19 protein-coding genes are annotated in these 20,569 nt (G+C 63.4%); 6 read left to right on the top strand and 13 right to left on the bottom strand.

The genetic code is table 11. The features are described from left to right. Nucleotides 1-204: 204 nt before the first annotated feature. The 4 genes from clpB to selD form a co-directional block, all read right to left on the bottom strand. Nucleotides 205-2,781: an ATP-dependent chaperone ClpB gene (gene clpB / locus EV669_RS02770; RefSeq protein WP_132097822.1), complete on the bottom strand. Its 2,577-nt coding sequence runs from the start codon at nucleotides 2,779-2,781 to the stop codon at nucleotides 205-207. Nucleotides 2,782-2,941: 160 nt separating this feature from the next. Beyond that, entirely contained in the window at nucleotides 2,942-4,972 is a 2,031-nt protein-coding gene (locus EV669_RS02765; RefSeq protein ID WP_132097821.1) for a methyl-accepting chemotaxis protein, read from the bottom strand. A gap of 153 nt (nucleotides 4,973-5,125) precedes the next feature. Beyond that, a complete protein-coding gene (locus EV669_RS02760; RefSeq protein ID WP_082446394.1) occupies nucleotides 5,126-5,629 on the bottom strand; it encodes a LexA family protein in 504 nt (167 codons plus the stop codon). 32 nt (nucleotides 5,630-5,661) lie between these two features. After that, nucleotides 5,662-6,702, bottom strand: coding sequence for a selenide, water dikinase SelD (selD, locus tag EV669_RS02755; RefSeq protein ID WP_054287078.1), 1,041 nt, complete (start codon nucleotides 6,700-6,702; stop codon nucleotides 5,662-5,664). Nucleotides 6,703-6,721: 19 nt separating this feature from the next. On the opposite strand from selD, the gene mnmH reads away from it, so the two are divergent. After that, entirely contained in the window at nucleotides 6,722-7,762 is a 1,041-nt protein-coding gene (gene mnmH, locus EV669_RS02750) for a tRNA 2-selenouridine(34) synthase MnmH (protein WP_132097820.1), read from the top strand. A 17-nt stretch (nucleotides 7,763-7,779) separates the two neighbouring features. Next, complete coding sequence (mnmC, locus tag EV669_RS02745; RefSeq protein WP_132097819.1) at nucleotides 7,780-9,777, top strand: bifunctional tRNA (5-methylaminomethyl-2-thiouridine)(34)-methyltransferase MnmD/FAD-dependent 5-carboxymethylaminomethyl-2-thiouridine(34) oxidoreductase MnmC; 1,998 nt, start codon at nucleotides 7,780-7,782, stop codon at nucleotides 9,775-9,777. Between the two features lie 44 nt (nucleotides 9,778-9,821). Here mnmC and EV669_RS02740 read toward each other — a convergent pair whose 3' ends face one another. Continuing rightward, nucleotides 9,822-10,256, bottom strand: a complete 435-nt coding sequence (locus EV669_RS02740; protein ID WP_054287081.1) for an acyl-CoA thioesterase — start codon at nucleotides 10,254-10,256, stop codon at nucleotides 9,822-9,824. A 290-nt stretch (nucleotides 10,257-10,546) separates the two neighbouring features. On the opposite strand from EV669_RS02740, the gene EV669_RS02735 reads away from it, so the two are divergent. Beyond that, complete coding sequence (locus EV669_RS02735) at nucleotides 10,547-10,735, top strand: hypothetical protein (RefSeq protein WP_132097818.1); 189 nt, start codon at nucleotides 10,547-10,549, stop codon at nucleotides 10,733-10,735. Nucleotides 10,736-10,805: 70 nt separating this feature from the next. On the opposite strand, the gene EV669_RS02730 is transcribed toward EV669_RS02735, so the two are convergent. Beyond that, nucleotides 10,806-11,558 carry an endonuclease/exonuclease/phosphatase family protein gene (locus tag EV669_RS02730; RefSeq protein ID WP_054287083.1) on the bottom strand — a complete coding sequence of 251 codons (753 nt, stop codon included), beginning with the start codon at nucleotides 11,556-11,558 and terminating at the stop codon, nucleotides 10,806-10,808. 397 nt (nucleotides 11,559-11,955) lie between these two features. On the opposite strand from EV669_RS02730, the gene EV669_RS02725 reads away from it, so the two are divergent. Further along, the gene (locus EV669_RS02725; RefSeq protein ID WP_132097817.1) at nucleotides 11,956-12,231 is read left to right on the top strand and encodes a hypothetical protein; all 276 of its coding nucleotides are present in this window, start codon (nucleotides 11,956-11,958) and stop codon (nucleotides 12,229-12,231) included. 129 nt (nucleotides 12,232-12,360) lie between these two features. Here EV669_RS02725 and nudB read toward each other — a convergent pair whose 3' ends face one another. The 7 genes from nudB to EV669_RS02690 form a co-directional block, all read right to left on the bottom strand. Then, the gene (gene nudB / locus EV669_RS02720) at nucleotides 12,361-12,834 is read right to left on the bottom strand and encodes a dihydroneopterin triphosphate diphosphatase (RefSeq protein WP_055433608.1); all 474 of its coding nucleotides are present in this window, start codon (nucleotides 12,832-12,834) and stop codon (nucleotides 12,361-12,363) included. Then, on the bottom strand, nucleotides 12,831-13,460 hold the full coding sequence (locus tag EV669_RS02715) for a response regulator transcription factor (RefSeq protein WP_055433607.1): 630 nt from the start codon (nucleotides 13,458-13,460) through the stop codon (nucleotides 12,831-12,833). The genes nudB and EV669_RS02715 overlap by 4 nt, the downstream gene beginning before the upstream one ends. Before the next feature lies 1 nt (nucleotide 13,461). Beyond that, nucleotides 13,462-14,766 (bottom strand): mechanosensitive ion channel family protein, encoded by a 1,305-nt coding sequence (locus EV669_RS02710; RefSeq protein WP_132097816.1) that lies wholly within the window; start codon nucleotides 14,764-14,766, stop codon nucleotides 13,462-13,464. A 19-nt stretch (nucleotides 14,767-14,785) separates the two neighbouring features. Beyond that, entirely contained in the window at nucleotides 14,786-15,466 is a 681-nt protein-coding gene (gene lolD, locus EV669_RS02705; protein ID WP_055433605.1) for a lipoprotein-releasing ABC transporter ATP-binding protein LolD, read from the bottom strand. Beyond that, nucleotides 15,459-16,703 (bottom strand): lipoprotein-releasing ABC transporter permease subunit, encoded by a 1,245-nt coding sequence (locus EV669_RS02700; protein WP_132097815.1) that lies wholly within the window; start codon nucleotides 16,701-16,703, stop codon nucleotides 15,459-15,461. Before EV669_RS02700 ends, lolD begins: the two co-directional genes overlap by 8 nt. A 13-nt stretch (nucleotides 16,704-16,716) precedes the next feature. Continuing rightward, nucleotides 16,717-16,929 carry a hypothetical protein gene (locus tag EV669_RS02695; protein ID WP_054287090.1) on the bottom strand — a complete coding sequence of 71 codons (213 nt, stop codon included), beginning with the start codon at nucleotides 16,927-16,929 and terminating at the stop codon, nucleotides 16,717-16,719. Between the two features lie 103 nt (nucleotides 16,930-17,032). Further along, complete coding sequence (locus EV669_RS02690; protein ID WP_132097814.1) at nucleotides 17,033-17,992, bottom strand: C40 family peptidase; 960 nt, start codon at nucleotides 17,990-17,992, stop codon at nucleotides 17,033-17,035. Between the two features lie 59 nt (nucleotides 17,993-18,051). On the opposite strand from EV669_RS02690, the gene EV669_RS02685 reads away from it, so the two are divergent. Then, nucleotides 18,052-19,734 (top strand): ABC1 kinase family protein, encoded by a 1,683-nt coding sequence (locus EV669_RS02685; RefSeq protein WP_132097813.1) that lies wholly within the window; start codon nucleotides 18,052-18,054, stop codon nucleotides 19,732-19,734. After that, nucleotides 19,734-20,468 carry a hypothetical protein gene (locus EV669_RS02680; RefSeq protein ID WP_132097812.1) on the top strand — a complete coding sequence of 245 codons (735 nt, stop codon included), beginning with the start codon at nucleotides 19,734-19,736 and terminating at the stop codon, nucleotides 20,466-20,468. Before EV669_RS02685 ends, EV669_RS02680 begins: the two co-directional genes overlap by 1 nt. The last annotated feature ends 101 nt before the right edge of the window (nucleotides 20,469-20,569 follow it).

Below are 20,569 nucleotides of genomic sequence, written 5' to 3'. Positions count from 1 at the left end.
AGACCCAAGAAAGCCCTGGGTGGTTTGACGCCAGCGGCCTACGCCAAATTACTGGCGGAGAAATCAGGTAAATTAGCCTTGGACTCTAAAGCGTAATGCTACTGAGATTGGGGGGACGTCGCACGCTTGACGAATCACTGCGGAAGCGCAAATAAAAAAAGGTTGGCCGAAGTTTCGGCCAACCTTTCCAGAACGTGAGAAGCCTTAGTCGAACACGATCTGCCCGTTACGGCTTTCCACCAACACGGTGGACTTGGGTGGATACTTACCAGCCAGGATGGCCTTGGCCAAGGGATTCTCGATCTCGCTCTGGATGGCACGCTTGAGCGGACGGGCACCGTAGACCGGATCAAACCCGGCCTCGGACAACACGGCCAGCGCATCGTCGGTCACCTGCAGGCTGAGGTCCAGCTTGGCCAGACGCTGCTCCAAACCCTTGAGCTGGATGCGAGCGATCGACTGGATGTGCTTCTCGCCCAGCCCGTGGAACACCACCACCTCGTCGATGCGGTTGACGAACTCGGGGCGGAAATGGGTCTTCACCTCGGCCATGACTGCCAGCTTGATCACTTGGTAGTCGTCGGTGGCCATGGTCTGGATCTGCTGGCTACCGATGTTCGAGGTCATCACCACCACGGTGTTTTTGAAGTCCACGGTACGGCCCTGTCCGTCTGTCAACCGGCCATCATCCAGCACCTGCAACAGGATGTTGAACACGTCCGGATGTGCTTTCTCCACTTCGTCGAGCAGGATCACACTGTACGGCTTGCGGCGCACCTGCTCGGTCAGGTAGCCGCCCTCCTCGTAGCCCACGTACCCCGGGGGGGCACCGATCAGTCGGGCCACCGAGTGTTTCTCCATGTACTCCGACATGTCGATGCGGATCAGATGGTCCTCACTGTCGAACAGGAAACTGGCCAGGGCCTTGCACAGCTCGGTCTTACCCACGCCGGTGGGTCCGAGGAACAGGAAGCTGCCGTAAGGGCGGTTAGGGTCGGCCAGTCCCGAGCGGGAGCGACGGATGGCATCGGACACGGCACGGACGGCCTCGTCCTGCCCCACCACTCGTGCGTGCAGCACCTCCTCCATGCGCAGCAGCTTGTCGCGTTCGCCTTCGAGCATCTTGGATACCGGAATGCCGGTCATACGCGACACCACTTCGGCAATCTCCTCGGAGCCCACCTCGGTGCGCAGCAGACGGTGCGGCTTTTTCTCCTCCGGACCAGCAGCCTCGGCGGCCTTGAGCTGCGACTCGAGCTGCGGCAGACGTCCGTACTGCAGCTCAGCCAGCTTCTGCCAGTCGCCCTTGCGCTTGAGCTCCTCCATTTCCACCTTCAGCCGGTCGATCTCTTCCTTGATCGACTGCGACCCTTGGGCGGAGGCCTTTTCCGCCTTCCAGATCTCCTCCAGATCGGAGTAGGCCTTGGTCAGGCGGGTAATTTCCTCTTCGATCAGCTGCAGACGCTTTTGCGAGGCCTCGTCGGTTTCCTTTTTCACCGCTTCGCGCTCGATCTTCAGCTGGATCAGGCGCCGGTCCAGACGGTCCATTTCCTCGGGCTTGGAGTCCAGCTCCATTTTGATGCGGCTTGCCGCTTCATCGATCAGGTCGATGGCCTTGTCGGGCAAAAAGCGATCGGTGATGTACCGGTGCGACAGCTCGGCCGCGGCCACAATCGCCGGGTCGGTGATGTCCACGCCATGATGGATCTCGTACTTCTCCTGCAGGCCGCGCAGGATGGCGATGGTGTCCTCCACCGATGGTTCCTCCACCAGCACCTTCTGGAAGCGGCGCTCCAGGGCGGCGTCCTTCTCAATGTACTTGCGGTATTCGTCGAGGGTGGTGGCACCGATGCAGTGCAACTCGCCACGCGCCAGCGCCGGCTTAAGCATGTTGCCAGCGTCCATCGCGCCTTCGGCCTTGCCCGCCCCCACCAGGGTATGGATCTCGTCGATGAAGACAATGGTGTTGCCTTCGTCCTTGGACAGATCGTTGAGCACCGCTTTGAGACGCTCCTCGAACTCGCCGCGGAACTTTGCACCGGCAATCAGTGCCGCCATGTCGAGCACCAGCAGCTTCTTGTGCTTCAGGCTCTCCGGCACCTCGCCGTTGACGATGCGCTGCGCCAGCCCTTCGACGATGGCGGTCTTGCCCACACCTGGCTCGCCGATCAGCACAGGGTTATTTTTGGTGCGGCGCTGCAGTACCTGGATGGCGCGCCGGATCTCGTCATCGCGGCCGATCACCGGGTCCAGCTTGCCGGAGCGTGCACGCTCGGTCAGGTCGAGAGTGTATTTCTTCAGGGCCTCACGCTGACTCTCGGCATCCTGGCTGCCGACGGGCTGTCCGCCCCGCACCGCGTCGATCGCAGCGCTCAGTGCGGCTGCCTGCGCGCCATGCTGTTTGAAGAGCCGGCCGGTCTCACCTTTGTCCTCCAGCAGCGCCAGCAGGAACATTTCGCTGGCGATGAACTCGTCGCCACGCTTACCGGCCGCCTTGTCAGCCAGGTTGAGCAAGTTGCCCAGCTCGCGCGAGACGGTGATCTCGCCGCCGGTACCCTGCACTTTCGGCAGGCGATCCACCGCGCCGCGCAGGGCCGCCTTCAGAGCGGCAGCATTGATGCCCGCCCGGGCCATCAGCCCGCCCACGCCGGATTCGCTGTCTTCCAGCATGGCAAGGAGCAGGTGCTGTGGCTCGATGTAAGGGTTATCGCTGCTCAAGGCCAGGCTTTGGGCATCGCCCAAGGCCTGTTGAAATTTGGTCGTCAGTTTGTCAAAGCGCATATATGACACTCTCCTGAATTAAAAGCCTTTTCCCCTATTTTGGGTAAGGAATAACTCTTTTCAAGAGCCGTTTGTGCATTGTCGGCCAAGCGCCGCTTCCACAGTAAAAAGCCCCGCGATGCGGGGCCTGGTAAACAAACGGACGACGTCGGCAAAGGCATCAGGTACGAAAGACGCCGACCTCGTCGCGCAACGCGTCTGCGAGACCTGCCATGTGCTGGGCCGTCTCGGCGGAAGTCTGGGCGGCGTTGTTGCTGGTTTCGGCCAACCTTGCCACGTTCTCCACCTCGCCAGCCATGCCCTCGACGATGCGGCGCTGCAATTCCATTTGCCGGTTGATGGCCTCCACCACCTCCAGCGCCTGGCGTGAATCTTCCACGATGGAATCGATCGCCTGCCGGGCATCCGCAGTGATCGCCGCCCCCTCGGCGGCCTTGGCCACTGATTCGCGCATCGCCTGCACCGCCATCTGGGTAGCATTCTGCATCTGGCCGATCATGTGGCCGATCTCCTGGGTGGAGACACTGGTGCGCTCGGCCAACTTGCGTACCTCGTCGGCCACCACCGCGAACCCGCGGCCCATCTCTCCCGCCCGGGCGGCCTCGATCGCCGCGTTGAGCGCAAGCAGGTTGGTTTGATCGGCAATGTCGTGGATCACGTTGACGATGCTGGTGATCTGGGTGGCACTGCTCTCCAGCGTACGCAGACTGTCGGTGGCGGCGCCCAGGGTGGTAGAGATGCGGTTGACCTCGTCCACCGCAGCCACCAGGCTCTGGCTGCCGCTGTGGGCAGCATCGCTGGAAGCCCGTGCTGCAGCGCTCGCTTCCTGCGTGACGCGAGTGATTTCCTGCATGCCGCTCAACAGCTCGGCCGCATGGGTAGACATGTCCTGTGCGCTGGTCTGCTGCGCGCCGGAGCATTCCGCGGCCGTGGCCGCCTTCTGCGCCAGTTCGCGTGCCGCATGGTCCAGGTCCACGGCATGCCCGCTGGTGCGGTTGAGGGCCTGCTGGAAGCTCTCGAGCAGGCTGTTCATCGCATCGGCCACTTCGCCCACCTCATCACGCCGATGGATGTCTACCCGCAGCGTCAGGTCACGACTGTCGCGGATGGCGCCCATCGCGCGCACGAGCCGACTGACTGGCCGGGCGACCAAGACACGGGTGAACCACCACAGCGCCAGGGCCAGCACCAGCACCAGCAGCACGCAACCACCGACGATCCACTGGAGCATGACGTGGTTCTCGCGCTCCATCTCGGTCTTGAGCTCGTCGCTGACAATCAGCCAGCCCCAAGGCTTGTAAGTGGCGTAGGCGAGCATATGGGCCTTCACGCCGGTATCGTCACGCTCGCGCACGATGGTGCGGCCTTCCACCGCTTCGATGGCATGCTGCAGGTAGGCATTGCCATCCACGTCCACCCGCTGGCTGGAAGGTTTGCCGTTGAGCTTCGGATGGAGCACGTAGGTGCCGTAGGCCTTGCTGTCTTTATTGACGTCGATGATCGCAATGTGCCCGCTTTCGCCGATCTTGACCTTGCCCAGACGAATCAGCAGGCCGGCGATGCCCTCGGTGGCGTTGAGTCCAACGAAACTTGCGCCGACCAGCTTGCCGGAGACGTCGCGGATCGGGCTGTAATGGGTGATGTAGTCGCGCCCGAAGAGCTCTGCGCGGCCAAGGTAATCCTCACCGGCGATCAGGCGGGCGTAGGCGGGGTTGCTGCGGTCGAGTTTACTGCCAAGCGCGCGACTGCCGTCTTCCTTGAGCACGGAGGTGGCAATGCAGATGAAATCGTCGCCGTCACGCACAAACAGGGTGGCCACGTTGCCGGACTTGGCCGAAAACCTGTCCACTTCGTCGTTGCGGCCGTTCATCGGCTGGGTGCCTAGGTGTAGTACTGGCGCGGGCGTTCCGGCCACAGCGATCTTCTGCGTGGCATCCAGGCTGAAGTTGCCGTCCATCTCGCCCAGCAGCACCTTGTGGAACTGGCGCGCGGCCAGCTTCAGGGCATCGTCGAAGCCGCCGATCATGTTGATCGACTGACCGACAAGTTGGGCCTGCACGTTCTGCGAGCGCTCCAGCATCATTCTTTCGGTCAGCGTGTACAGCGGGATGACGAAAGCCGCCACCACCACGGTCATCAGAACGATCTGCGTCAGAACCAGCCGGGTGCCGATGCGCATTGCCGTCTTCATCTGGGTTACCTCTTCCTTTGTCCGTTTGGGTCCGTGTTGTGGTCGGACTCTTTTAAGCGTTTGCGCGCTTTTGGGCGCTCGCTTTTAATTTTTAGAGGCCAATGGCCTCTGGGGCATAGCATAACCCGAGGCCGCGCACGCAACGCAAGAAATTTACCGGACGCGGGATTTGCGGCCACGCTCCAATGGGCGCACCACAGCGGTCACAACACCCCAGATCTCGATGCCGGCCTCGGCATGGACGGGGATGGCGGAAAAGGCGGGGTTTTCCGGACGCAGCCAGTAGCGGCCGGACTCGAGGCAGAGCCGCTTCACCGTGAGCTCTGAGGCCACCACGGCGATCACGATGTCGCGGTCTGCCGGCTCGAGGAAGCGATCCACCACCAGAAGGTCGCCATCCAGAATGCCGGCGCCGGTCATCGATTCGCCGGCCACACGCACGAAGAAGGTGGTTTCCGGACGACGGACGAGATAGTCGTTGAGATTGAGGGGCGCTTCGAGATGGTCGTCGGCCGGGGACGGGAAGCCGGCCGGCACGCGCGAGGCATAAAGCGGAAGGAAGATGCCCTCGGGGCAGGCAGACGGTAGAAACACGCATTGCGGCGCCCGACTGACCAGTTCGGCCAACGGTCGCGCCGCAGGGATACGGCAGGGCATGACAGCAGGCTCGGCCGCCGAAGACATGGGACTCAACCCACGTGAATGACGGGCTCGCCTTCGGTCAGGCGGCCGATCGCGGCCGCATAGCCAAAGCCCGCTTCCCGGAAGAGGCTCACCACCTGCTCGGCCGCCTCGGGCGCCACTGCCACCAAGAGGCCGCCGCTTGTCTGGGCATCGGCCAGGATGCGGCGCTGCCAGCCTGGCACCGCGTCGGCAAAATGCACCGCGTGGCCGAAACTGGCCAGATTGCGATCGATGGCACCCGGACCGATCCCCTGCTCGGCATAGGGTCGGGCTTCGTGCAACACCGGAACACGTTCCATGTCGAGATGGGCGGTGAGACCAGAACCACGGCAGATTTCCAGCAGATGACCCAACAGCCCGAAACCGGTGACATCGGTCAGCGCATGCACCTCCGGCAGCGGGGCCAGCACGCTGCCAACGCTGTTGAGCTGGGTGGTGGAGGCAATCAGTGCGGCATAGCCGGCCTCGTCGAGCAGCCCCTTCTTCATGGCCTGCGCCAGCACGCCCACGCCCAGCCCCTTGCCCAGTACCAGTACATCACCAGCCCGGGCATCGCAGTTGCGCTTGATGTGGTCAGGATGCACCAACCCGAGGGCCACCAGGCCGTAGATGGGCTCTGGGGCATCGATGGAGTGCCCGCCGGCGATCGGAATGCCAGCCTCGGTGCAGACGGATTCGCCACCTTGCAGTATCTCGCGGATCTCTTCCAAGGGCAGGCTATTGACCGGCATGCCCACAATGGCCAGCGCCATGATCGGCTTGCCCCCCATGGCGTAAATGTCCGAGATGGCATTGGTGGCGGCGATGCGGCCGAAGTCGCGCGCATCGTCCACGATCGGCATGAAGAAGTCGGTGGTGGCCACCAGCGCCTGCTGGTCGTTGAGCCGATAGACGGCCGCATCGTCGCTGGTCTCGCTGCCGACGAGCAGGTCCGGAAAGACCATCTTCTCGCGGGCACCGGACAGAATGGATTCCAGGACGGCCGGTGCGATTTTGCAGCCGCAGCCGCCGCCGTGAGACAATTGCGTCAATCTGACTCGAGCCATGGCTCCCCCCGGTTTTCCTATGCTTTTCAAGGTCGCGAACGTATCACAGCTGGGCACTTTTGACGAGATCATCGACGTGCGCTCGCCGTCGGAGTTTGCCGAGGATCACATTCCTGGCGCTATCAACTGTCCGGTCCTCACCGACGCCGAGCGGCGCCATGTCGGCACGCTCTACAAGCAGGTCTCGCCTTTCGAGGCGCGCAAGGTGGGCGCGGCATTGGTGGCCCGCAACATCGCCCACCACCTCGAGACGCGCTTTGCCGACCGGCCGAAGTCCTGGCGGCCGCTGGTCTACTGCTGGCGCGGCGGGCAGCGCTCGGGGGCCACGGCATTGGTCATGGCGCAGGTGGGCTGGCCGGTGCACCAACTCGAAGGCGGCTACAAATCCTACCGCCGCGAGGTGCTCGAGCAGTTGGGGGCCCTGCCCGGCCGTTTCCATTACCGTGTGATCTGCGGACCGACCGGTTCGGGCAAGAGCCGCTTCCTGCATGCGCTCGCTGAGGCAGGCCATCAGGTCATTGATCTGGAAGGGCTGGCCTGCCACCGTGGCTCCGTGCTGGGTCGGCTGCCGGATACGCCCCAGCCTACGCAGAAAATGTTCGATTCGCTATTGCTGACCCGGCTGCGCGCGCTGGACCCGGCGCGTCCGGTCTTCGTGGAGTCCGAAAGCAAGAAGATCGGATTTATCACTTTGCCTGACGCACTCTTCGAGGCGATGCATTCCAGCGAGTGCCTGTTAGTGGAGGTGCCGTTGGCCGAAAGGGTGCGCTTCCTGCAGGAGGATTACGCTTTCTACCTGCACGACCCGGATGCGCTGGTGCGACAGCTGGGTTTCCTGAAGACGGTGCATTCGCGCGAGCAGTTGGCGGCGTGGGAAAGCCTGGCTCGCCAAGGCCAGTTCGGTACGCTGGTGGAGGAGTTGCTGGTCCAGCATTACGACCCTCTCTACCACCGCTCGATGAGCCGCCACTATCCCCGTCTTGCGCACTCGCCCAAGGTGGCGCTTTCCAGCCTGGCGCCCGCTGTGCTGCGCACGGCCGCCGAGGCCCTACCCTCCTGACTGCGCGGATCGCCCTCATGACTTCACATGCATCCCTCGACTGGCAGGATGGCCAGCCAGTATCGCCGGCCTTCGGCGACGTCTATTTTTCCCGTGAGAGCGGACTGGAGGAAACGCGGCATGTGTTCCTCGCAGGCAACCGCCTGCCTGAACGCTTCGCGGCCCTGCCCGCTGGCGCGCGTTTCACCATCGCGGAGACCGGTTTTGGTACCGGGCTGAATTTCTTGGCAGCCTGGGCCTGTTTTCTCGCCCATGCCCCGGCCGACAGCCGGCTGTCCTTCGTCAGTACCGAGAAGTTCCCGCTCCGTAGAGAGGACATGGCGCGCGCCTTGGCCCTGTGGCCGGAGCTGGAACGCGAGCGGGACGCACTGCTCACGCAGTACGGATCACTGCCATCAGGCTGGCACCGTTTTCTCTTCGAGGAGGGCCGGGTGACGCTCACCCTGCTGGTGGGAGATGTACTCGAGACCTTGCCCGAGCTGGATGCGCAAGTGGACGCCTGGTTCCTCGACGGCTTTGCCCCCGCGCGCAATCCGGACATGTGGCAACCGGCTCTGTTCGCTCAAGTGGCACGTCTCTGCGCACCGCACGGCACCTTCGCCACCTTCACCAGTGCCGGTGCGGTACGGCGGGGGTTGGCCGAAGCCGGCTTCGCGGTACGCAAGGTACCCGGCCACGGGCACAAGCGCGAAATGAGCATCGGCGAACTGGAGCGCCCGCCGCAGCAGGGTTGGCAAGCACCGTGGTATGCCTGCCCGACGCCGCCGGTGGAACGCAGCGCCATCGTTATCGGGGGCGGCATTGCCGGCGCTTCCACTGCCTTCAGCCTGGCTGAACGGGGATGGCGGGTCACCTTGGTCGAACGCCATCCGCAGCTGGCACAGGAAGCCTCCGGCAACCCGCAAGGGGTGCTATACGCCAAGCTTTCAGCCCATTTCCCACCGCTGACCCGGCTGATCCTGGCAGGCTACGGCTATACCTTGCGCACCCTGCAGGCCCGCCACCCTGCCAGCGAAGCCACCTGGGCACCCTGTGGCGTCCTCCAGCTCGCCTACGACGAAGAGGAAGCGGCCCGTCAGCAGAAGCTGGCATCCGCCGGCCTGCCGGACACTCTACTGCACACCGTTGACCAGATCACCGCAAGCGCGCTGGCAGGTCTGCCCATGCCTTCCGGTGGGCTATTTTTCCCCGAGGGCGGCTGGGTCAACCCGCCCAGCCTGGTGGAACGGCTGGCCACCCATCCACGCATCACTCGCCGTTGTGGCGAAGCGGTGCTGGAGCTGGATTGGAACCCGGAAGAGCGTCTCTGGGTGGCCCAGGGCGAGCGCGCAGCTCTCGCAATGGGCGCCGTAGTCGTCCTGGCCAGCGCTGCCGAGGCCGCCGCGTTCGACTCTACTAGGCATCTGCCGCTCAAGCGCATTCGCGGCCAAGTCACCGTCACCCCGGCCACAGAGGCTAGCCGCGCCCTGAAGACCGTACTGTGCGGTCACAGCTACATTTCGCCCGTACGGTATAACACCCACTGCATGGGAGCGACCTTCAAGTTCAATACCGAGGACGCTTCGGTCAACCTGTTCGAACACCAGGAAAACCTGGACATGCTCTCCACCCTGGCCCCGTCGGTGTTCCACGCCTTGGGCGGGCCCCGTCAGGCTATGCAGGCGCTCGGTGGCCGGGCGGCCTTTCGCTGCACCACCCCCGACTACCTGCCACTGGTAGGGCCGGTGGCCGACGCGGCCGCCTTCAATCGGGTGTATGCACCGCTGGCCCGGGATGCAACCGAACACCTGACAACGCCCGCCCCCTGGGTGCCCGGCCTTTATGTCAACACTGGCCATGGCTCACGCGGGCTCATCACCGCTCCGCTCTCGGGAGAAGTGATCGCTGCCTGTGTGGAAGGCGAGCCTGCCCCCCTGCCACGCAGCCTGCTCAACGGGCTGCACCCCAGCCGCTTCCTGCTGCGCAACCTGGTGCGCCGCAAGACACCCCGCCCCGCCGGAGCGACCGAGGCATGAAAAAGCCCGCCATCATGGCGGGCTTTTTTTCGGTCTTGGGTTTTTTACTCTTGGTTGTTACGGGCAATCGCGGCATCGATCGCCTGCCGGATGTCGTCAGGGATGGCCACCGACTTGCCGGCCTTGTAATCCACCCAGACGAGGGTGGCATCGGCACTGGCATAGACCGTCTCCCGGTCTCCTTGCAGGTAGAAGTGGTGACGCACCGTCAGGCTGCTGCGTCCCAGACGTTCAAGCTCGATGGTGATCTCGATGGTGGCCGGATAGGTCAACTCCTTGCGGAAGGTGCAGGATGTGCTGGCCAGGACCGGACCGATGCCTTCCGGATTGATGCCGTGTCCCAGTTCGTCCAGCCACTCGACACGGATCTGTTCTAGATAGCGAAAATAATAGGTGTTGTTCAGGTGTCCGACTGCGTCCATGTCGCCCCAGCGCATGGGGATCGTTTTGCGCGCGATGATCGGGTAAGGCTTGTCCATCGGATTGTCCTCGCTTTCGTTTGCCTGTCGATAATAACGGTCGGAACAAAAGCGCTCAATCGGACGCTGCCCTGCACCATGACAAGGGCAACCTCACTCCAGCCGGCGACCTTGATATGCCAAGGGTTTCAACAGGCTGTCACACCTTTTTTCTACACTCCGTTTTGCGTCCGCAACAACAGTCGTGCTCCATTCCGACGGCTGACCTTTGACAAAATCTTCAAAGAGGCGCACGTTTCCATACAGGCTTCTGCCTTGCAGGTTCATCATCCCTTAAGCGAGGTGACCGGATGAGTCCACGCATTCCGCTGAACGTCAGACGCAAACAGGCGCGAGACCAGCATGAAAGCTTCCTGTATGCCGTGGCCAAACCACAGCTGCAGGAAGAAGAGAAAGCCCGGCAGCAGAAAGTGCGGCAGCGCGCGCATGACCGCGACGACGCACGGTTTCTGGCCGAGCGCTGCAACGACCTCTTCTAGGCGTTGCACCCTTCCCTCCCACGACAAAGGCCGCATCAGCGGCCTTCTGTTTTTCCTGCGCCGTTCACGTTCAAGTCTTGAGCATCAGTTGCGCCGAAAGCGGCAGATGGTCCGACAGGCTGGCCCACGGCATGCCGCGGTGGATGCGCGCCTCCACGGGCATGAGGCCGCGGGTGTAAATGCGGTCCAGGGGCAGCACCGGCATGCGCGCCGGGAAACTGAGCGCATGCTGTCCGTACAGCGTACGGAACACCTCCGACAGCCCCAGGTGGTCCATAAAGGAAAGCGTAGCCTCGCCGCGCCAGTCGTTGAAATCGCCAGCCAGGATCAGCGGTGCATCCTCGGGCACGTGGTTGCGCAGATAGCGCGCCAAGGCGGCGTACTGCTTGCGCCGGTCATGGGCCAAGAGGTTGAGGTGGATGCACAGCGCCACCACCGGGCGCGGCCAGCCATCCGGATGAATCTCGCAGTGGAGCACCCCGCGGCTTTCGAAACGGTTGACCGAAATGTCGAGGTTGCTGGTGGCAACGATCGGGTGGCGCGACAGCAGGGCGTTGCCGTGATGGCCGTGCTGGTAGGCGGCATTGAGCCCGTAAGCCGCATTGCAGCCCAGGCGACTGGCCAGATAGTCGTGCTGGGCAGATTCAGGCCAGTTGGTGTGCCGCGCGGCCCGACGCAGGTTATGCCCCTGCACCTCCTGCAGAAAGAGCAGATCCGGCGCCATCTCGCCCAGTGCACAGGCCATGTCCTCCACCCGCAGGTGGCGGTTCAAGGGCGACATCCCCTTGTGGATGTTGTAGGTGGCAACGTGGAGAGAATCCATAGAGATCAACCGCTTGCGTGGGATAGGGTCGGTAAGCTTTGCCAAGGGCCCGCAAGGAATGTCATGCATCCACCGCTGCCGGGCCCGTCTGCTCTCCGTCTTGCTGCATCTAGTGTGCCCGCAGCGTACGCAGTCAGGGCAGACACCCGCCCGGCCCGCTAGACAAAGATCAAGTAAGGCTCGCTTTTCACGTTTCAAGCGCCCCATGATCGCCGGCCGGGCACAGCGCTTGCTCTACCCCTTGCAAGCGTCCCAATCCGCGAACGGCACAACCGGGCAAGGATCACGACGCGCCAGACACATCGACTCTGCATCCCCTTGCGGGAACAGGGTTGGCCGAAGGAGGGGCGGCTCCGTAGGCGATAACCACGACACCCCCGCCCGGAATGTGCACACGATGAATCACTGGGTATTCGAGGGAGGGTTGGCCATGCTGAGCTTTGCCCAACAGACCGGTTTTCTGACCGACAGCCTGTACTGCCTGCTGGTGGCACTGACCTCTGGCCTGGTGGTGGCGTTGATGTGTGCAAGTGCCGAATACCAGCTCCAGCGGCTGGAGATGGCCAGCCACCCCGACGCCTGCCTATGCGCCAAGCGCATCTTCAAGCGTATCTTCACCGTCGGTGCCCCGCTGGTGTTTGCCGGAGAGCTGCTGCTGATCATGATGGCCTGAATTCCAGCCGTGCGCCGTTTGCCCGGCTGACCGTACACAGCCCTGCCCGCTCCCTTCCGAGCGGGCAGCGTGTTTTCAGGTGGGGCCCGACGAGGCCGCACTGCGGCACCGAGTGGTACGGGCGGCTGATCAGGTAGCTGCGGCAGGCCTCGTGGCCGGTGCGTCCGCTGCGCGGGCAGGCAGGCTGCGCAGGGCTGCGGCATTGGAGGGGGAGAAGACCCGGTTCGCCGCGATATCCCAAGGCAGCCAGACATAATTCAGATGCTCGGCGGGCGCCAGGGTGACGGGCATAGGAGCGGGCACGCACACCCCGAACACATGCTCGTCGTTGTGCGTGACGCCCGGCGCATAGCGGTGTCGCCAGTGGGGGTAAATCTCATAGCGGTTGGTGAGCTGCCAGTCCTGCAGCCCGTATGCGTGCGCATCCAGGCCGGTTTCCTCCCCCAGTTCGCGCGCAGCGGTTTCGGCCAAGGGCTCCGTGCCTTCGCGGCTGCCGGTTACCGACTGCCAGAAACCAGGACGGTCGGCCCGCTCGATCAGCAGGACATCCAATGCAGGGGTGTAGACAACAACCAGAACCGACTGGGGCTGCTTGTAATTCATGGTTTGCCCGCCATGTCGTCTGTCTGCCAACCAGCCATCAGACCGGCCAGTTCCACCGCCGATTTCACGTTCATCTTTTCGAACACCCGGGCGCGATGCACCTCCACCGTCTTCATGCTGATGGAGAGTTCCTCGGCGATCTGCTTGTTAAGCCGGCCGGCCAGGATCCACTGCATCACCTCGCGTTCGCGCTCGGTCAGCAGAGCCAGCCCCTGCCGGATGCGGGCGCGGTGCGCATGCCGCTCGCGCGCCTGACGGTCGCGCTCCACTGCCTCGGCCACCAACTGGATCAGCCGGTCGTCATCGAAGGGCTTCTCAAGAAAGTCGAGCACTCCGCGCTTGAAGGCAGCCACTGCGTGCGGCACATCGCCGTGCGCCGTCAGCATGATTGCTGGCGGTACGTAGGGGCGTTCGGCCAACCTTTCGAGCAGCATCAGTCCGGTCATCCCTGAGAGCCGTAAATCAACGATCAGGGCGTTGAAGACAGCCTGGGCCGGTGCCTCGAAGAAGACTTCCCCACTCTCGAAGCCCTCAACCGCGTAGCCCTGCCCTTCCAGCAACCAGATCAGGGCCTGGCGCACAGCTGCGTCGTCATCGATGACCGCTAGTCTATAAAGCCCCCCCATCTCACGCCTCCCTATCCGGTATGGCGGGCCGGGCAGGCCCCTCCTGGAAGAGATGAATGTCGCGACGCGGGTACGGTACCTCAATGCCCTGGGCCTCGAAAGCCTTCCACACGCGGCGGTAGATCTCCGACTTCAGGCCGAGGAAGCCGTTCTCCGGGTCCAGCACCCACATGTACAGCTCCAGGTTGATGCCGCTGTCGGCAAAGGCCGTGACAAATGCGGTGGGCGGCGGGTCCTGCTGGATGCGTGGACTGTCCGCCGTCTCCACCAGGATGCGCAAGGCCAGGTCGAGGTCGGTACCGTAGGCCACCTGCAGCGCCAGGCTGGTGGAGATGCGCTTGTCGGTGTAGGACTGGTTGATCACGGTATTGCCGATCAGTACTTCGTTGGGCACCAGCGCCTCGCTGCCGTCCAAGAGCTTGAGTACGGTATGGCGGGCGGTGATTTTCTCCACGTAGCCCACCCGCGTGTCGATCATCAGCCGGTCGCCAATGCGGATCGAGCGGTCTAGCAGGATGATGAAGCCGGACACATAGTTGCTGGCGATCTTCTGCAGGCCGAACCCCAGCCCCACACCCAGCGCCCCGCCAAAGACCGACAGTACCGTTAGATCGATACCGACAATGGGCAGGGCCACCAGCACCGCCACGATGATGAACAACGTGCGCGCCAGCTTGGAAAAAACGATGCGGAGGTTAAGGTCGAGGTGCTTGAGGCGCATCAACCGCGACTCGAAGAGCCGGCTCACCCACAGCGCCACCACCATGATGATGGACACCCACACCAGGCCGTTGAGGATGGTCAGCAGGCTCAGCCGGGTCTTGCCCACTGGCAGCGCGATGGCGTCCAACCAATCCAGCACCACGTCGTCAAAGCCAATGGCCCAGCTGATGAACGCCACCCAGAGCAGCGAGGCGAGAAAATGCTCGGTGCTGCGCTCATAGCGATGGTGCGGAAACGCCTGACGGATCACGGCGGTGACCAGCCGGATCGCAGCCAGCCAGAACAGCATGGCGGTGATGGCAGGCAGCACCAGCGCCGCGCGTCCGAGGGGCAGCGCCCAGACGACCAGCACCGCGAAGCTCAGAAGAAACCCCACACCGGGGAAAACGATGCGAAAGCCGATGTAGGGCAGAAAGCGGTCGTAACGCTCGGGGTGGCCGAAGAACCACCGTTTGTAAACCAGACGCGCCGTCCACCAGCCAGCCAGGCCACAAACCAGCCCCAGGACCAGCTCGATCAGCCCGTCCACGGTTTGCAGGGCCTCCCACAGCATCTCGACGGTAAAGCCGTGTTCGTAGAACATGCGTCCCCCTAGACCCTGTTTATTCAGCCACCAGCCGGCCTTCGGCCAACCTTACGATGCGCCCGGCGCGCGCGGCCAGGCCCATGTCATGCGTCACGATCACCAGGCTGGTACCCAGCTGGTCGTTCAGGTCCAGCATCAGGTCGAAGACCGCCTGGGCATTGTGGCTGTCCAGATTGCCGGTAGGCTCGTCGGCCAGCAGGCATGCGGGCCGCGTAACCAGTGCCCGGGCAATCGCCGCACGCTGGCGCTCGCCGCCGGACAGCTCGCCCGGCTTGTGCTGCATGCGTTTGCCCAGACCCACCTTCTCCAGCAATGCCACGGCCGCCTGCTCTGCCTCGCTGCGCGGCAGGCGACGGATCAACAGCGGCATCATCACGTTCTCGAGCGCAGTGAACTCGGGTAGCAGATGGTGGAACTGGTAAACGAAGCCCAGCGCCCGGTTGCGCAGCACGCCGCGCGCAGCCTCGTCCATACCTTCCAGCGCCTGTCCCATCACGCGGATGCTACCGTGTGTCGGCACGTCCAGCCCGCCCAAAAGGTGCAGGAGGGTGCTCTTGCCCGAACCCGAGCTGCCCACGATGGCAATGCGCTCGCCCTTGGCGACCGTCAGGTCCACGCCCTGCAGCACTTGGACATTGAGGCCGCCCTCGTCGTACACCTTGCCAAGACCCGTGCATTCCAGAACCGTCTCACTCATAGCGCAGCGCCTCCGCAGGCTGGGTGCGCGCTGCCTGCCAGCTCGGATAGAGCGTAGCCAGCAGCGATAGCAACAGGGAAATCACGGTGATGGTGCTCACGTCGCTCCAGTTCACTTCTGAGGGCAGATAGTCGATCAGGTAGACGTCGCTGGCCAGGAGCTTGGTGCCGATCACCTGTTCGATCACCGGCACGATCACGTCAATGTTGTAAGCCACCAGCACCCCGCCGACCACACCGGCCAGGGTGCCGGTGATGCCGGCCACCGCCCCCTGCACGATGAAGATCTTCATGATGCTCATCGGCGCCGCACCCAGCGTGCGCAGGATGGCAATGTCCGCCTGCTTGTCAGTCACCACCATCACCAGCGTGGAGACGAGGTTGAAGGCGGCTACCGCCACGATCAGCGTCAAGATGATCGTCATCATGCGTTTCTCGATCTGCACCGCCCGGAAGTAGCTGGCGTTCATGTCTGTCCAGTCGGACACGGTGTTCTGCGGCAGAGCCGCCCGCAGCCGGCCCTTCACCGTCGGAGCCACCGAGGTGTCGTCCAGCTTCAGGCGTACGCCCGAGACCGCGCTGCCCATGCGGAACAATACCTGTGCATCGCGCAGATCCATCATGGCCAGCGAGGCGTCATACTCGAACATGTCGATCTTGAAAATGCCCACCACGGTGAACTGCTTGAGACGCGGCATCATCCCGGCCGGCGTCACGTTGCCCTGCGGCGTGATCAGGGTGACCTTGTCACCCATCTGCACCCCCAGCTGATGGGCCAGCTCGGCGCCCAGCACAATGCCGAATCCGCCGGGACGTAAATTGGTCAGCTGGCCGGCCACCATCTTGCGACCGACATCCACCACGGTGTTTTCCAGCGCAGGCTCCACACCTCGCACCATGGCGCCCCGCACATTGCCGGCCACCGAAAGCAGCCCCTGGGCGTTGATGAAGGGGGCTGCACCCAGCACATGCTCCTGCTTGCGTGCCAGCGCGGACACCGAACGCCAGTCGGTCAAGGCGCCGTTGTAGTCGCTGATTTCCACATGCGAGGCCACACCAAGGATGCGGCCGCGGATTTCCTTCTGAAAGCCGTTCATCACCGACAGCACGATGATCAGTGCGGCCACCCCGAGCGCGATGCCGACGATGGAAATGAGGGAAATGAAAGAGATGAAGCCGTTGCGACGCCGGGCACGCAGGTAGCGCAGCCCGATCATCGCTTCAAAAGGCCATTGCATCGAGACCGCCTGTTCAGGAAGAGTAGGGATTCTTGAGGTTCTGCATCATCGACACGAGGACATCGCGCACCTGTCGTTCGTCGCACCCCATCAGCAGCGCGTCCTCAAAGGCGTCCTGAGCCATCTGCGCCAGTTCTTCGAGGTTCTCACGCATCACCTTGATTTTTTCCACGCATGCGACGGTATTGCCGTCGGCATCATGCCAGACCGGTAGTTCTAGGGGCATCGATACGGTTTCCGTAATGGTTGTTGTGACCGGTCGCCGTCCGAAACGCCGATGCCCGCCGGGGCGGGCATCGACAACGCTTGGGCATGGCGCCGGTGCCGACTCAATCCTTGCCGCGGCGCTTACCGTGCTCTGCGGGTTTCTTCGCCGCTGTCTTGTCGCGGGTGGTATCGCGGCTGGCGGACGTCTTCTCGCGACTGCCTGCCTTGGCCGCGCGTTCCTTCCGGCTGCCGGAATCCTTGCGGCTGTCGGCGGCGTCGGCCTCACTCTTGCGGGAGGATTTGGCAGAAGCCGTCTTGCCGGATCTTTCCTTCGCGGCTGTCGCCTCGGTCTCGCACTTGCGGCCCTTGCGGCATTTAACGGCGGGCTTGTCTTCGACCACGCGCTGTACCGGCTCGGCGGCGCGCGCCTTCTTGCGTGGGCCTTCCTGCAAGCTGGCCGGCTCCGGGCGAACGGATGAGTCTGCTCTTTCCCGCAATTTTCGTGCCGGGCTCTCGCTGGTCACGCGCTCGGGCGCATCGTCCACCACTGTGCCCGAGGTACGCGAGACGCGGCGGGCACCGTTGTAACGCGACACCCAGTAACTGCCGTTCATGCTGGTGACTTCAATATTCTTGCCGGTGCGAGGAGAATGGATGAACTTGCCGTTGCCGGCGTAGAGGCCTACATGCGAGAAGGCAAAGCCCCGGGTGTTGAAGAAGACCAGGTCGCCAGGCGCCAGTTCGCTGCGGTCCACCGGGCGGCCCACACGCGCCATCTCGGCCGCCGTACGGGGCAGCTTCACACGCAGCGATTTCTGGAACACATACTGGATGAAGCCGCTGCAGTCGAGTCCGTTGGCGGGCGAGGTACCGCCAAAACGGTAGGCCACACCCAGAAGGCTCATGGCTTGCAGCAGGAGGTCGCCCACGGCCTCCTCGCTGGGGGAGCCAAAGCGGGCAATCGGATCGTCGGAGGACATCGCAGCGGCAGGCGCGTCCGTCCGGGCTTTCTCGGGGGCCGCATAAGCAAATACCATAAAGCCCGCCAGCAGCAGCGCCAGGAGTCGGAGTTGCAATTTCATAAGGCCGCACTCTATCGGACGAGGCTGGGAGTGTAAAGCCAGCAAAAACCGGAAAAACCATGCTCAGAGAAACACTCATCGCCATGCGCGACCTGCCCCGGCTGAAGGAGATCACCGCCATTCTCTTCCGCCATGGGCTGGGAGAATTCGCCCAGCGGCTGCATCTGCCGCGCGTGGTGGAAAAAGCCGGGGAGTGGCTGACACGCCAGTTTCCCGAGACCGATCACGGGCTTCCCACCCCGGTACGGGTGCGGCTGGCCTTCGAGGAACTGGGCCCTACCTTCATCAAGCTGGGCCAGATCCTCTCCACCCGGGTGGACATGTTTCCGCTGGAATGGATCGCCGAGTTCGAAAAGCTCCAGAGCGAGGTGCCCCCCGTCCCGGCCGACCAGGTGCCTGCACTGTTGCGCAGTGCGCTGGGTGAGGCAGCCACCACGGCTTTCTCGGCGTTCGACCCGGTACCCATCGGCTCGGCCTCCATCGCTCAGGTGCACCGGGCGCGGCTGCAGGATGGCACACCGGTGGCGGTAAAGCTGCGCCGTCCAGGCATCCTTGAGAAGGTGGACGCCGACCTGCGCATCCTCGCCTACTTGGCCACGATGATCGAGATGGAGTTTACCGATGCGCGCCGCTATCAGCCGTGCGAGATCGTTAACCAGTTCTCGCGCTCGCTCAAGCGCGAACTCAATCTGGCCACCGAAGCGCGGAATATGGAACGTTTTGCCGTCGACTTTGCCGGACATCCGTACGTCACTGTCCCCAAGGTCTACTGGGACTACACCAATGCGGCGATCAACGTGCAGGATTTCGTGGACGGAGTGCCGGCCACACGGCTGGACAGGTTGGCCGAAAGCGGGCTGGATCCGGTGCTGCTGGCCAACCGCGGGGCCGATGCGGTGTTGCAGATGATCCTGATCAACGGCTTCTTCCATGCCGACCCGCACCCCGGCAACGTATTCTTCCTGTCCAACGAGTGCATTGCCTTCATCGACTTCGGCATGGTGGGACGTCTGTCGCACAGCCGGCGTGACGACATCGTGGACCTCTTGGCGGCGCTGGCAGACCGCGACGAGGAAAAGATGATGGACGTACTCATCGACTGGACGGGCAGCACACCGGTGGACCAGGGCCGCTTTGCCGATGACATCGGCGAGCTGATGTTCCAGTATGAGCATGTGCCGTTGAAAAACCTGGACATCACGGTGCTGATCAACGACATCATGATGCTGATCCGCGATCACGGTATCGTGCTGCCGGCCGACCTGGCCATGCTGTTCAAGGCACTGATCACCCTGGAGGGACTGGGCCGCCAGCTCAACCCGGAATTCCAGCTGGTGGAGCACATCACACCCTTCGTGCGCTCCCTGATCATGCGCCGCTACCATCCGCGGCAGCTGATCAAGCGCGGACGCCACACGCTGATGGAAGCGGTCAACCTCCTGGCGGACCTGCCACGGGATGCGATGCGCTTTGCCAAGGAGGTGCGCCATGGCAAGTTCCGCATCAACCTGGACCTCAAGCGCCTGGACAGCTTCGGCCGGCAGCTGGACAAGAGCGCAAACCGGCTGACGATGGGGATCGTCACTGGCTGCCTGATCATCGGCTCGTCGATCGTGATCACCGTGGACGCCGGCCCCAAGATCTTCGGCCTGCCGCTGTTTGGCTTCTTCGGCTTCATGGTGGCCTTCATCAACAGCCTGTGGCTGATCTGGTCGATCTGGCGCTCGGGCAAGGAGTGGTAATGAAACGCATCGCCCCGCTGCTGTGGCTGAGCCTGACGCTCGCTTCGGCCAACGTGCTGGCACTGGATACTCTCAGTGTGCAATGGCGCTCGGCCGCTGAGGTGGCGGCCGCGTTGCGCCCGCATCTGAAGCCGGGGGAAACGCTCAGTGCGCTGGACCAGACGCTCATCATCGATGCCCCGCCCGCACGCAGCGCACAGCTGCAGGCACTGGCCCGCACGCTGGACGTACGACCGGCCCAGCTGCGGGTGGAATGGCGCGAGGATACCGGCCGCGCCGGGGGCAAGGCCACCATCGACTGGGGCGGCAGCGGCAACGACGGTGGCTGGTCGGTCTCGGCAGACCGCGAGAACAGCAGCACACAAGGATTGCAAACGGTGACCGTGCTCGACGGTCGCAGTGCCTTCATCGCGCTGAGCCGGCAGGTATGGCTGCCTTGGTCCACGAGACAGCCCAATGGTGGGGTGAGCCGAGGCGTCACTCCGGCCGAGCGTCTGGTCAGCGGGCTGTACGTCACACCCCGCCTGACCGGTAACCACGTCCGGCTCGATCTCTCCGGCAAACAGGACATGAGTTCGGTGGCCACCAGCATCGAGGGGCCGCTGAATAGCTGGCTGGAGGTAGGCCGCATTGTCCGCGACCGCGACGGCAACCAGCGCTTTTTGGTGGGCGGCAGCACGAACGGCAGCCAGCTGGTGACCCGTCTCAGCGTCCGGGTGGTGACGGAGCGCTGAGCACACTCCTTCGAAAAGCCTTTTCCGGAAGACGCCCTGCGTGCAGGGCGTGCTTTTATGCCACAGCTCCAAGGATGAACCTGGCAAAACCCTTTCTGGTA

The sequence above is a fragment of the Gulbenkiania mobilis genome (assembly GCA_004346645.1).
Classification (GTDB): Bacteria; Pseudomonadota; Gammaproteobacteria; order Burkholderiales; family Chromobacteriaceae; genus Gulbenkiania; species Gulbenkiania mobilis.
The sequence above is the reverse complement of the archived record's forward strand: the minus strand, read 5'-3'. Positions and strand labels throughout refer to the sequence as shown.

Coding starts and splice junctions, on each gene's coding strand:
- clpB (WP_132097822.1), bottom strand. CDS start 2,781: ATGCGCTTTGACAAACTGACGACCAAATTTCAACAGGCCTTGGGCGAT.
- EV669_RS02685 (WP_132097813.1), top strand. CDS start 18,052: ATGCTCAGAGAAACACTCATCGCCATGCGCGACCTGCCCCGGCTGAAG.
- EV669_RS02740 (WP_054287081.1), bottom strand. CDS start 10,256: ATGGACAAGCCTTACCCGATCATCGCGCGCAAAACGATCCCCATGCGC.
- EV669_RS02710 (WP_132097816.1), bottom strand. CDS start 14,766: ATGTTCTACGAACACGGCTTTACCGTCGAGATGCTGTGGGAGGCCCTG.
- mnmC (WP_132097819.1), top strand. CDS start 7,780: ATGACTTCACATGCATCCCTCGACTGGCAGGATGGCCAGCCAGTATCG.
- EV669_RS02715 (WP_055433607.1), bottom strand. CDS start 13,460: ATGGGGGGGCTTTATAGACTAGCGGTCATCGATGACGACGCAGCTGTG.
- EV669_RS02760 (WP_082446394.1), bottom strand. CDS start 5,629: ATGCCCTGCCGTATCCCTGCGGCGCGACCGTTGGCCGAACTGGTCAGT.
- EV669_RS02730 (WP_054287083.1), bottom strand. CDS start 11,558: ATGGATTCTCTCCACGTTGCCACCTACAACATCCACAAGGGGATGTCG.
- EV669_RS02680 (WP_132097812.1), top strand. CDS start 19,734: ATGAAACGCATCGCCCCGCTGCTGTGGCTGAGCCTGACGCTCGCTTCG.
- lolD (WP_055433605.1), bottom strand. CDS start 15,466: ATGAGTGAGACGGTTCTGGAATGCACGGGTCTTGGCAAGGTGTACGAC.
- EV669_RS02690 (WP_132097814.1), bottom strand. CDS start 17,992: ATGAAATTGCAACTCCGACTCCTGGCGCTGCTGCTGGCGGGCTTTATG.
- mnmH (WP_132097820.1), top strand. CDS start 6,722: ATGCTTTTCAAGGTCGCGAACGTATCACAGCTGGGCACTTTTGACGAG.
- selD (WP_054287078.1), bottom strand. CDS start 6,702: ATGGCTCGAGTCAGATTGACGCAATTGTCTCACGGCGGCGGCTGCGGC.
- nudB (WP_055433608.1), bottom strand. CDS start 12,834: ATGAATTACAAGCAGCCCCAGTCGGTTCTGGTTGTTGTCTACACCCCT.
- EV669_RS02695 (WP_054287090.1), bottom strand. CDS start 16,929: ATGCCCCTAGAACTACCGGTCTGGCATGATGCCGACGGCAATACCGTC.
- EV669_RS02700 (WP_132097815.1), bottom strand. CDS start 16,703: ATGCAATGGCCTTTTGAAGCGATGATCGGGCTGCGCTACCTGCGTGCC.
- EV669_RS02725 (WP_132097817.1), top strand. CDS start 11,956: ATGAATCACTGGGTATTCGAGGGAGGGTTGGCCATGCTGAGCTTTGCC.
- EV669_RS02735 (WP_132097818.1), top strand. CDS start 10,547: ATGAGTCCACGCATTCCGCTGAACGTCAGACGCAAACAGGCGCGAGAC.
- EV669_RS02765 (WP_132097821.1), bottom strand. CDS start 4,972: ATGAAGACGGCAATGCGCATCGGCACCCGGCTGGTTCTGACGCAGATC.